Here is an 11,442-nt window from a genome sequence, read left to right as displayed (position 1 = left end):
CAATGCAAAACGACGACCCGATTCTGCGCTACTACGAAGCGGAAATGCGCTACCTGCGCGAGTCCGGCAAGGAATTCGCGAAGGCGCATCCTGATCGCGCACGCCTGCTCAACCTCGATCGCGTCGGCGATCGCGACCCCTATGTCGAGCGGCTTTTCGAAGGCTTTGCATTCCTGACCGGCCGGCTTCGGCAGAAGCTCGACGACGAACTGCCGGAACTCACCGAAGGGCTCGTGAGCCTGCTCTGGCCGCATTATCTGCGGATGATCCCGTCGCTGTCGGTGGTCGAACTGATCCCGCTCGCGGAAAAGCTTCAGAAGACCGAGGTGGTGCCGGCCGGCGTGCCCGTGCGTGCCGCGCCGATCACCGTGCCGCCTGCACCCGGCGCCGAGGGCACGACACCGAGAACCGTGCAGTGCCAGTACCGAACCACGCAGGCCGTCGCGCTACAACCGGTCGCCGTTACGCACGCCGGACCGTTCGTCCGTTACGACGGACGGTCGGTGCTCCGGCTTGGCTTTGCGCTGGACGGCTCGGCACTTCGCAAGGAAACGGATTTGTCGCGGCTGCGCCTGCACCTGAATGCGGATCTGCCGACCGCGTTCGCGATGCATCTCGCGCTCACGCGGCAGGTCGATGCGATCCAGTGGCGCATTCCGGAAGTCCGCGACGGCGAAGCGGTGCCGCTCGCCGGCGTGACGATCGAGCCGGCCGGTTTCTCGGCCGAGGAGCGGTTGTGGCCCAAGGCCGATGCGGCCTTCTCCGGCTATCAGATGCTGCTCGAATACTTCACGTTCCGCGAGAAATTTCTGTTCGTCGACCTGTGCGGACTGGACATCGCGAAGCTGCCCGAAAGTTCGACCCGCTTCGAGCTGGAGATCATACTGACGCATGCCTATCCGTCGGACCAGCGCTTCACCGCGGAGAACGTGCGGCTGTTCTGCTCGCCCGTGATCAACCTGTTCGAGCTGGATGCGGAGCCGATCGAGATCGACCATCACGAAACCGAATACCGCGTGGTGCCGGCCGGCCACCAAGGCGAGCACGTCGAAACCTATTCGGTCGACGCGATCGCGACGTTCGACCACGACTCGGCCGAACGATACGAATATGTGCCGTTCGCGACGTTCCGGCACCGCGGCGGCATGCTGCGACACGAGGCGCCGGAGCGCTATTTCCACACGCGCGTGCGACCAGGGGTGTCGGGGCTGCATGAAACCTGGGTGATTCTCGGCGGACACGCGTGGGAGACGATGGACACGCTGCCGGAAGAAAGCCTGTCGCTGCGCGTGACGGGAACGAATGGCCTGTTGCCGCGCAAGGGGTTGCGTGAAGCCAGTCTCGACGAACTCGCGGCCAGCACGCCGAACGTCGCGGGCGTGCGCAATCTCGTGTCGCCGACGCTGCCGCTGTATCCGCCGACGGAGGACCGTTTCCAGTGGCGCGTGCTGTCGCATCTAGCGCCGAATTTTCTGTCGATGATGAACGCGGAAGTGCTGCGCGGGGCGCTCGCGCTGTACGACTGGACCGACGATGAGCTGAACCGCCGGCGGCTGGCGGGCATTCGGTGGGTCTCACAGGAATTGCTCGAGGAAGTAACCGGTGGCTCGGTCGAGCGCGGCGTGCTGATCGAGGTGACGCTCGATTCGCATGCGTTCGCGGGCGAGGGTGACGTGATGCTGTTCGGCGAGTTGCTGCATCGCTTCTTTGCACAATACGCGGAGATCAACCTGTTCACGAAGCTGTCGATCATCAGCCTGCCGTCGCAGGCCCGGACCGTGTGGCCGCGCAGCAAGGCGCAACGGGCGCCGCTATGAAGCCGCACGCCCCGCAGGAAGTCCCCTCGGGGGACGCGTTGCCGAATCTCGAGCCGCTGGTCGCGTCGCTGCTGGCCCGCGCGCCACGCATGAACTTCATGCAGCTTTGCAGGCTGCTCGAGGTGCGGGTGCCTGACTCGCCGGGCTTGGGCACGCAGGACACGGCCGAGCATGAGCGCGTGCGCTTCCGGCCGCGGCCGCGCGTCGGCTTTCCGGCGGGAGAAATCTCGGCGGTAGAGTTTGACGACGAGCGTCCCGATGCACCGCCGACCGTACGCACGACGTTCATGGGCCTGTATGGTGTCGACGCGGCGATGCCGCCGCACATGATCGACGAGATCGTGTTGCGCGAGGAGGGGCATGAGGTCGTCGAAGCGTTTCTTGACCAGTTCAATCACCGGTACGTCACGCTGCTGTACCGCGCGTGGAAGAAATACCGCTATCCGGAAAGCTTCCGCCCGGGCGGCAGCGACGCGCATTCGCGCAACCTGCTGTGCCTGGCCGGCTTCGGGTGGGGCGACAAGCCGCGGCGCGCCGGCCTGCCGGATTCGCGATTGCTCGCGCTGCTGGGGTTGCTGATCCAGCACACGCGCACGCCCGAAGGCCTGACCGGCGTCATCGCACTGGCCGTACCCGGTATCGAGGTTCGCGTCGACGAGTTCTTTCCAGTGGCTATGCGCGTCGGACAAGCGCAGCCGCTGACGTCGGCCGGTCAGTTTGACGGTTCATCGGCGGAGGGCAGGCACCGGGGCCTCGGCGGCGGCTACGTGCTGGGCAAACGGATGGCCTATCGCAGTCGCGCGGTGCGTGTGACGCTGCGGCCGGCGGATGCGCAGCAGGCCCGCGATCTCCTGCCTGGCGCGTGGCTGCATCGTGAGTTGATGGCGTTCGTGCAGTTGTATGTTGGCGTCAAGGCCGACGTGCACCTGCGCATGGAATTGTCGTCACGTCATGCGCCGCAACCCGCGATCGGTCCGGCACATGCCGATCAGGCGCCGCGCCTCGGCTGGACGACCGTGCTGCCCGCCGACGAAGAGCGCGTGATCAACATCGCGCTCGGCGTCTATGAAGCGTTTCCTGCGCCCGGGACCAATCCATACCTGACACAACATGTTTGACCAGAGAAGACTATGACTATCCGCTTCGCCGTTTCGACCCTTGCATCCGTTCTGCTGCTGTCGGCATGCGGCGCATGGCAAACCGTCTCCGATGCCTCGTCGAGCGCCTACCGCACTGTCTTCTTCAAGCAGGTCAAGGTGCTCAACATCGATTTGTCGGCACGCGAGGCGTTGAATCCGGACGACGCCGGCCGCCCGACGTCGGTTGCTGTGCGCGTGTATCAGTTGAAGGACCGCAAGATGTTCGATGGCGCGTCCTACAACGACTTGCTGAAGAGCGATCGGACCGTGCTCGCGCAGGATCTGCAGGCTAACCTGGCGACGGTACTGAATCCGGGCGCGGCTGCGAGCCTCTCGCAGCCGATGCAGGTCGATACGAAGTATGTCGCGATCGTTGCGTTCTACCGCAACCCTGGAAGCGGCGATGACTGGAAGGTCGTGATCGAGAAGAAGAAGCTCGACGCAGACAAGCCGTTGAAGCTCGAACTGGTCGATCAGCTTCTTCTTTCTGCCAGTGCATCTGAGAATGCATCCCGGTGATCAATTGCATGTGAACGGCAATCAGGTGGCGACGACGGACTTGAAACTGGTCGTGGCGCAACGTTGTCCGTGACAGGTTCGGGACCGCACGGTGTGCCCGCCATGACGCCGCCCCGTCAAAACGACGGCAACCCCGGCGGATTCGTCTCCGCGCGCGCGACCGCCTCGCTCTGCAACCCCCAGCGCGCCAGCGCCTGCCCGTAGCGACCGTTGCCGATCAGCGCGTTCGTTGCGAGCGTCAGCGCCGGTGCGAGCCCGCTGCCGCGACGCGTCGCTATCGCGACATCCGCATTTGCCGGCCAGCCCGCGTTGACGACGCCGACCCGGCGAATCCTGCCGTCGCGCGCGGCCTCGTATGCCAGCGACGCATTCGGGTTCAGCTCGGCATCGGCGCGGCCCGACAGCAACGCGACGCGGGCTGCCGCATCGTCGTCGAAATAGAGCAGTTCGGTCGCCCTCAGCCCTTGCGCGACGTTGCGTCGGCTCCATTCGAGCAGGATGCGCTCCTGGCTCGTGCCCGCACCCGTGATGACGCGCAGGCCCGCGACGTCCTTCGGCTCGGCAATCTTCGCGATCGGGCTCGCGGTGCGCACGTAGAAGCCGTGCAGCCCGAGCCGATAGGTCGTGAAATCGTATTTCTCCTTGCGCTTCTCGGTCACGCCGACGTTCGAGATCACGGCGTCGTACTTGCCCGACGTGAGCCCGAGCGGCCAGTCGGCCCACGCGATCGGCACCAGCACCAGCGTGCGGCCGAGCGCGTCCGCGACGAGCTGCGCATAGTCGGGATCGGCGCCCACGACCGTGCGCGCGTCGGTCGCATAGGTCGACACCGGCGGTGCGTGCGGCGAAATCGCAACCGTGAACGCGCCGTCGCGTACCCAGCGATAGTTGCCTGCCGCGCGAATCGCTGCATCGTCGCGCGACGCGCGGATCCGGCCGGACTGGCGCGGATCGAGATCGGCGGTCGCGGCCGCGTCGGCCGCATGCCACCGGAGGCCGGCGGCGGCCGCGAGCGCGGCGGTCATGAACTGGCGTCGGTCGATCATCGTCGGGTGCCTCGGAGGTCGTGAGCGGCGCGCATCAGAGCACCCGCGACAGGAACGCGCGCGTGCGCGGATGGGCCGGCGCGTCGAGCACGACGGCGGGCGGGCCCGACTCGACAATGCGGCCGCGCTCCATGAACAGCACGGTGTCCGCGACCTCGCGCGCGAAGCCGATCTCGTGCGTGACGATCACGAGCGTGGTGCCCGAGCGCGCCAGCTCCTTGATCACGTCGAGCACTTCGTTGACCAGTTCGGGATCGAGCGCCGACGTCGGCTCGTCGAACAGCAGCACCTTCGGGCGCAACGCGAGCGCCCGCGCGATCGCGACGCGCTGCTGCTGGCCGCCGGACAGCTGGCGCGGGTAGGCATCGGCCTTGTCCGCGAGGCCGACGCGCGCGAGCAGCGTGCGCGCGGTGCGCTCGGCGGCCTCGCGCGTGACGCCGCCGACGGCGACCGGCGCCTCGATCAGGTTCTCGAACACCGTCAGGTGCGGAAACAGGTTGAAGTTCTGGAACACCATTCCGACCGCCGTGCGCCGCTTCAGCACGTCGCGCTCCTTCAGCTCGTGCAGCACGTCGCCGTCGCGCCGATAGCCGATCAGCTCGCCGTCGATGTCGATGAAGCCGTCGTCGACGCGTTCGAGATGGTTGATCGTGCGCAGCAGCGTCGACTTGCCCGAGCCGGACGGCCCGACGATCACCGTCACGCTGCCGCGCGGCGCGACGAACGACACGTTGTCGAGCACGCGCTGCATGCCGAACTGCTTCGACACGTTGTGCACGGCGACCTCGCCGCCGGTGCGCGGCACGGGCGCATCAGCGTTGCCCTGAAACGTCGCATCGGCCGTCGCGCTGTGTGTCGCCGCACGCCGCCGCAGCGCACCGATGCGCGCCAGCACGAACGTCAGCGCCGACGGCGGCGGATTGCGCAGCGCACCGCGCGCATAGTGGCGCTCGACCTGCACCTGGATCGCGGACAGCACGGTCAGGATGATCAGGTACCAGACGGTCGCGACCATCAGCAGCGGAATCACCTCGAGATTGCGGCGATAGATCACCTGCACCGTGTAGAACAGTTCGGGCATCGCGAGCACGTAGACCATCGACGTGCCTTTCGCGAGCGTGATCAGGTCGTTGAACGCGGTCGGCAGGATCGCGCGCATCGCCTGCGGCAACACGATGCGCGTGGTCTGGCGGCCGCGCGGCAGGCCGAGCGCGGCGGCCGCTTCGAGCTGCCCCTGGTCGACCGCGAGAATGCCGCCGCGAATCACTTCCGCGGAAAACGCCGCGTGGTTCAGCGTGAGGCCGAGTACGGCCGCGAGGAACGGGCTGATCAGGTCGGTGGTCGGCGTGTCGAACCACACGATGTCGGTGAACGGCACGCCGAGCCGCACGTGTTCGTACAGGTAGCCGAGGTTGTTCAGGATCAGCAGCAGCACGATCAGCGGAATCGACCGGAACAGCCACACGAACGTCCACGCGCTCGCGGCGAGCAGGCGCGAGCGCGACAGCCGGGCCAGCGCGACGAGCGCACCGAGCGCGAAGCCGAACACCGCGCCGAGCAGCGTCAGCACCAGCGTGCGCGCGAGCCCGGACAGCACCGGCGGCGACAGGAACCATTCGGCGAACACCGGCCAGCCCCATTGCGGGTTGCCGAGAATCGAATGCAGCGCGAGCGCGATCAGCACGAGCGCGAGCACGGTGCCGACCGTGCGCGACCGGTGCCGGGCCGGCACGATGCGCGGGCGCGTGCCGGCGTCGCGGGCGGGGGAGGAAGTGAGCGGCGGCAGTGCGCCGCCGAGATGGGTCGTGTCGCTCATGTCGGTGAGGGTCCTCGATCGAGTTGGCCGGATGCGCCGCGCGAGGCGGCGCGCAGGCGTCAGGCATGCGCTTCGGCCGCGTCGCCCTGTTTGCGCACCGCGCCGGGCGCCGCATGGCGGCTCGCCTTGCGCGGCAGGCCGAGGTGGTCGCGCAGCGTGCTGCCCGGCAGGTCGCGGCGGTAGCGGCCGCGCGCCTCGAGCACCGGAATCACGAGTTCGACGAAGTCGTCGACGCCCTGGGCCTGCACCGGGAAGCCAAGGATGAAGCCGTCGCCGGCTCCGGCGTCGTGCCAGCGGATCAGCTCGTCGGCGACGTGCTCGGCCGTGCCGATGAAGTTCGGGCGCGGCGTCGCGACGGCGAGTGCCGTCTCGCGCAGCGTGAGGCGCTTGCGCTTCGCGTCGGCCTTGATCCGGTCGGTGGTCGAGCGGAAGCTGTTGCGGCCGATATCGCCGAGTTCGGGGAACGGTGCGTCGAGCGCGTACTGCGTGAAATCGTGGTGATCGAAATAGCGGCCGAGATACGCGAGCGCCTCGTCGATCGTCAGCAGGTCGCGGATCGCCTGGTACTTGTCTTCGGCCTCGGCGGCCGTGCGGCCGACGATCGGCCCGACGCCGGGGAAGATCTTCACGTCGCCCGGCTGCCGCCCGTGCTCGACCGCGCTTTGCTTCACGCGTCGCGTGAACGCGGCCGTTTCGTCGAGCGACGGCGAATGCGTGAACACGGCGTCGGCGTACTTGCCCGCGAGCCCGATGCCGGTGTCGGACGAGCCGGCCTGGAAGATCACCGGCTGCCCCTGCGGCGAGCGCTGGATGTTCAGCGGGCCGGCAACGTGGAAGAAGCGGCCGTGATGATCGAGCGTATGGAGCTTGTCGCGATCGAAGAAGCGCCCGCTCGCGCGATCGCGCACGAACGCGTCGTCGTCCCAGCTGTCCCACAGCCCCTGCACGACGTCGAGGTATTCGTCGGCGATTTCGTAGCGCAGTTCGTGATCGGGATGCGCCTTGCCGAAATTCTTCGCGGTGCCTTCGAGCGGCGTCGTGACGACGTTCCAGCCCGCGCGCCCGCCGCTGATCGCGTCGAGCGACGCGAGCTGGCGCGCGACCGTGAACGGCTCGCTGTACGACGTCGAGATCGTGCCCGCGAGGCCGATCTTCTTCGTCGCGACCGCGAGCGCCGACAGCACGGTGAGCGGCTCGAAGCGGTTCAGGAAGTGCGGGATCGACTTCTCGTTGATGTAGAGGCCGTCCGCGACGAACGCGAACGCGATGCCGGCGGCTTCCGCCTTGCGCGCGATGCCGATCGCGAAGTCGAGGTTGATGCTCGCGTCTGGCGGGTTGCTCGGATGCCGCCACGCGTTCATGTGGCTGCCTGCGCCTTGCAGCATCAGGCCGAAGGGAATCGATCGTCGGGTCGTCATGGGAGCGTCACACGTTCTGGTCGGGGGAAGGAAAACGTTCGGCGGCCAGGGCCGCCTGCACGGGCGTGATCGACTGCGCGCCGCCGAGCCATTCGGCCGACGCGAGCCGCGCCGCGTAGTCGGTCACCGGCGAGTCGATCACGAATGCATCGACGTCGAGCCGCCGGCTCAGCACGTCGAGCGCGCGGTGCACGCGTTCGGGCGTATCGGCCAGCACGGTCGGGCGCAACTCGTCGATGCGGTAGTCGGACGCGCCGCTCTGCCGCGCGAATTCGGCGGCGGCCTGCGCGCTCGCAAGATTGAAGCTCTGGCCGCCGGCGAATTGCAGCTTGAAGATCTTCAGCGGCCCGATCAGTTGCTCGGCTTCGTCGCGGGTCGGCGCGGCGACGGCGTACAACGCGACGATCGGGCGTGTGCCGCCCGCGTCGCGGTACGCGGCCAGCGAGCGTTCGAGGTTCGCGTCGTCGCCGTTGAAGTGCCCCGCATAGCAAAAGCGCCAGCCGTGGCGGGCGGCAAGCGCGCCGCTGTCGGGCGAGCCGCCGAGCAGGATGCGTTCGGGCGCGTGCGGCGGCACCGGCATCGCGACCGCGCCGGCGAGCGGATGATCCTCGGCGACGCCCCAGCCGAGGAACGCGTCGAGTTCCGCGAGTTGGCCCGCGAAGTCGGGCTTCTTCGCCTTGTCGTGAAACCACTGCAGCGCGCGCGTGGTCAGCGGCAATCCGCCGGGCGCCTTGCCGATGCCGAGATCGACGCGGCCCGGCCCGAGCGCGGCGAGCAGCTTGAACGACTCGGCGACCTTGAACGGGCTGTAGTGCTGCAGCATCACGCCGCCCGAACCGACGCGAATGCGCGACGTGTGCGCGAGCAGGTGCGCGACGACGATCTCGGGCGCGGAGCTCGCGAAGCCCGGCGCGCCGTGATGCTCGGCGACCCAGAAGCGCTCGTAGCCGAGCTGTTCGGCGCGCCGTGCGAGGGTCGTCGTGAAGCGCAGCGCGTCGGCGGCGGTCGCGCCGTCGGCGATCGGGCTTTTGTCCAGCAATGAAAGCGAATAAGACATGGTGTCGGCGTTCCTGCGAGGGCGTGGACGGGCGGCGCTCAGCTCTTCGGCAAGCCCGGCGGATTCGTGCGCGACTGGTCGATCGCTTCGGAGGCGAGGTTCCAGCGGTCGAGGATCTGCTGATAGCGGCCGTTCCGGATCAGCCCGTTCAGCGCGACCGTCAGCGGATCGGCGAGCCCGCTGCCGCGGCGCGTCGCGATCGCGATGTCGGCCGTGCGCGGCCAGCCGCCGCTGATCGCGCCGACGAGGCGCGTCTTGCCCTGCTGCGCGCTCTGGTAGGCGAGCACCGAGTTCACGCTGAACACGGCATCGGCGCGGCCCGACTGCACGGCGACGATCCGCATCGCCTGGTCGTCGTAGTACTGGACCTGAACGGGCTTCAGGCCGTGCGCGACGTTCTCGCGATCCCACGCGAGCAGGATCTTTTCCTGGTTGGTGCCGGCATCGGTGACGATGCGCAGCCCCGCGACGTCCTTCGGCTCGCGGATCGACTGGATCTTGCTGTCGTTGCGCACGTAGAAGCCGACCTGATCCTTGCGGTAGGTCGAGAAATCGAACTTCTGCTTGCGCTCCTCGGTGACGGTGACGTTCGAGATCACCGCGTCGACTTTCCCTGATTCGAGCGCGAGCGGCCAGTCGGCCCATGCGAGCGGGACGATCTTCAGCTTGCGGCCGAGGCTGTCGGACACGAGCTGGCCGACGTCCGCGTCGAAGCCGATCACCGTGCGCGCGTCGGTCGCATACGAGCTGATCGGCGGCAGGCTCGGCGCGACGCCGATCGTCAGCGTGCCGGCTTCGGCGAACCTGAACGACGCGGGCACCGCGCGCTCGACGGCCGCATCGGCCGCACCGCGCGGGCGGCCACGTTGCTCGGGGCTGAGGTCGAAGGTCGCGGCGGCCGCGGCGATCGCGGTCACGCCGATCAGCGCGGCGGCCAGCGTGCGGAGCGCACGCGGCGTGAAGGGTACGGCTCGTTGCATGGATGTGTCCTGTCGTTTCGTGTCTTGGGGAACGGGAGAGCGGAATCGGGCGGCGCGGGGCGTTCAGCGCGGCAGCACGGCTTCGGGACGCGGCGCCCACAGGTCGGCGAGCGTCGACGTGCGCGACGGATCGGCGAGATCCTTGCCGAAGCGCAGGTGGAAATACGCTTCCGGATCGATCGACGAATCGAACAGCCGCGTATAGCCGGTGCGGTCGTACAGCGCCCACGCTTCGGGCTGGCGAAAGCCGGTGGTCAGGTACACGCGTCGATAGCCCTGCTGCGCGGCACGCAGTTCGAGCGCATCGACGATCAGGCGCGCGAGCCCCTGGCGGCGCAGGTCCGCGCGGGTCCAGATGCGTTTGAGTTCGGCGGTCTGCGCGTCGTAGCGCTTGAATGCGCCGCCGCCGATCGTTTCGCCGTCGCGCAGCAGCAGCACGAACGCACCTTCGGGTGGCGCGAACAGCTCGGCCGGGTAGCGCGCGAGTTCGTCGCGTGCGGACGCGCGGCTGTCGGGGCGATACGCGTCGTATCGCGTCGCGTATTCGTCGATCAGCGCGTCGACCAGCGGCTGGGCGCGGACGTCGAGCGGTGTCGTGTCGATGAGGCGGTCGTTCGTGGCCATGGGCATCGCGAAGGGCGCGCGATGCGGACGTTCCTGGCGGGGGCCTGCCACACGGCCCGTCCGGTCTGCTCCGTTATCGCGACGCGGTTGTCGTGATGACGGCGGCCGCGGTGCTTCCTGCGCTGCATCCGGCGTGCCGCCGCCGTTTCGAACACGTTAGCGGCGCGGCCGGCAAAGACGAACGAAGCAATTTCGATAAGGATTTCGCGGGGAGCGTCAGAAGGCTTGCAGGGGGAGCGGGGTGGGGAGCGCACGCGTCGAATGTTCGTCGCATGCGCAATGCCGGAGGGGGTATGGCTAGGCTGCGCGTACTTCCGCGAGCAGATCCGGATGACGATCCAGAATCTTGAGCAACTTCACGAGGGCAAGCGGCGGGTTCGTCTTGCCGGTTTCGTAGCGCGAGAAAGCATTGACGCCGCCACCGAATATCTCGGCCGCCTCGCGTTGATCCAGCATCAGCTTCTTGCGTACCTTCGCGATGAACTTCGGGTCGACGATGGTCGAATTTACTTGCTTGTTGAACTCGCCGATCGCTTCACCGAGCCGGGTTGCCTCGTCTATATCCAGCACCGATTCGCCGCAGGCCGGACAGAAGTCGCCGGTTATATCGCGAACGACGGTCGAGCGACCCTTGTATGTGTAAGGGATGTCTCGTGTATCGCGGACCAGTTTCGCGCCACCGCACGCAGGACACTTCATTTTCATCGCTCCTTGAACGACACGATCAGCACGTCGTCGATCACGGTCAGTTTCAGATATATGTCGCCATTCTCGGTGCGACGCCGATAGACGTCCTGCCAGATCGTGTGATCGGCGTAGGTCGTCATGCTTTTGTAGAAATCGGTGGTATCCAGGGACATCACGACACCGATCGCCTCCGTTTCCGTGAAACCCAGTTGCCGCGCCCCGAACACCGCGCTCGTCGTCAACCGGACGTTGCCGGTCCCGATGAGTGTCTTGACCCGCGACAGCTTGCAATGAGGCGCGTTCTTTTCCATCCGCGATCTTAACCAAAAGAGTTAATTT

11 protein-coding genes are annotated in these 11,442 nt (G+C 67.4%); 3 read left to right on the top strand and 8 right to left on the bottom strand.

All coding sequences use genetic code 11. The features are described from left to right. The first annotated feature begins 2 nt into the window (after positions 1-2). The 3 genes from tssF to tssJ are packed head-to-tail and all read left to right on the top strand — an operon-like array spanning position 3 to position 3,475. A complete protein-coding gene (tssF, locus tag WS87_RS23160) occupies positions 3-1,817 on the top strand; it encodes a type VI secretion system baseplate subunit TssF (protein ID WP_059819117.1) in 1,815 nt (604 codons plus the stop codon). Continuing rightward, positions 1,814-2,935, top strand: coding sequence for a type VI secretion system baseplate subunit TssG (gene tssG, locus WS87_RS23155; RefSeq protein ID WP_059819666.1), 1,122 nt, complete (start codon positions 1,814-1,816; stop codon positions 2,933-2,935). The genes tssF and tssG overlap by 4 nt, the downstream gene beginning before the upstream one ends. Positions 2,936-2,947: 12 nt before the next feature. Continuing rightward, complete coding sequence (tssJ, locus tag WS87_RS23150; RefSeq protein ID WP_059819116.1) at positions 2,948-3,475, top strand: type VI secretion system lipoprotein TssJ; 528 nt, start codon at positions 2,948-2,950, stop codon at positions 3,473-3,475. Positions 3,476-3,591: 116 nt separating this feature from the next. On the opposite strand, the gene WS87_RS23145 is transcribed toward tssJ, so the two are convergent. The 8 genes from WS87_RS23145 to WS87_RS23110 all read right to left on the bottom strand — a co-directional run bounded on the left by WS87_RS23145 (position 3,592) and on the right by WS87_RS23110 (position 11,414). Continuing rightward, positions 3,592-4,521 carry an ABC transporter substrate-binding protein gene (locus tag WS87_RS23145; RefSeq protein ID WP_059819115.1) on the bottom strand — a complete coding sequence of 310 codons (930 nt, stop codon included), beginning with the start codon at positions 4,519-4,521 and terminating at the stop codon, positions 3,592-3,594. A 34-nt stretch (positions 4,522-4,555) separates the two neighbouring features. Next, on the bottom strand, positions 4,556-6,337 hold the full coding sequence (locus WS87_RS34520; protein WP_082750652.1) for an amino acid ABC transporter permease/ATP-binding protein: 1,782 nt from the start codon (positions 6,335-6,337) through the stop codon (positions 4,556-4,558). A gap of 59 nt (positions 6,338-6,396) precedes the next feature. After that, positions 6,397-7,755 (bottom strand): LLM class flavin-dependent oxidoreductase, encoded by a 1,359-nt coding sequence (locus tag WS87_RS23135; RefSeq protein WP_059819114.1) that lies wholly within the window; start codon positions 7,753-7,755, stop codon positions 6,397-6,399. Positions 7,756-7,762: 7 nt separating this feature from the next. Next, positions 7,763-8,812, bottom strand: coding sequence for an LLM class flavin-dependent oxidoreductase (locus tag WS87_RS23130; RefSeq protein WP_059819113.1), 1,050 nt, complete (start codon positions 8,810-8,812; stop codon positions 7,763-7,765). Positions 8,813-8,850: 38 nt separating this feature from the next. Beyond that, positions 8,851-9,792, bottom strand: a complete 942-nt coding sequence (locus WS87_RS23125; protein WP_059819112.1) for an ABC transporter substrate-binding protein — start codon at positions 9,790-9,792, stop codon at positions 8,851-8,853. Between the two features lie 63 nt (positions 9,793-9,855). Beyond that, complete coding sequence (locus WS87_RS23120) at positions 9,856-10,416, bottom strand: GNAT family N-acetyltransferase (protein WP_059819111.1); 561 nt, start codon at positions 10,414-10,416, stop codon at positions 9,856-9,858. A 297-nt stretch (positions 10,417-10,713) separates the two neighbouring features. Next, positions 10,714-11,115, bottom strand: coding sequence for a type II toxin-antitoxin system MqsA family antitoxin (locus WS87_RS23115; protein ID WP_059525531.1), 402 nt, complete (start codon positions 11,113-11,115; stop codon positions 10,714-10,716). Positions 11,116-11,117: 2 nt separating this feature from the next. After that, positions 11,118-11,414, bottom strand: coding sequence for a type II toxin-antitoxin system MqsR family toxin (locus tag WS87_RS23110; RefSeq protein WP_059819110.1), 297 nt, complete (start codon positions 11,412-11,414; stop codon positions 11,118-11,120). Between the last annotated feature and the right edge of the window lie 28 nt (positions 11,415-11,442).

It is taken from the genome of Burkholderia sp. MSMB0856 (genome assembly GCF_001524645.2).
Classification (GTDB): domain Bacteria; phylum Pseudomonadota; class Gammaproteobacteria; order Burkholderiales; family Burkholderiaceae; genus Burkholderia; species Burkholderia diffusa.
This window is presented reverse-complemented; position numbering and strand designations above follow the sequence as displayed.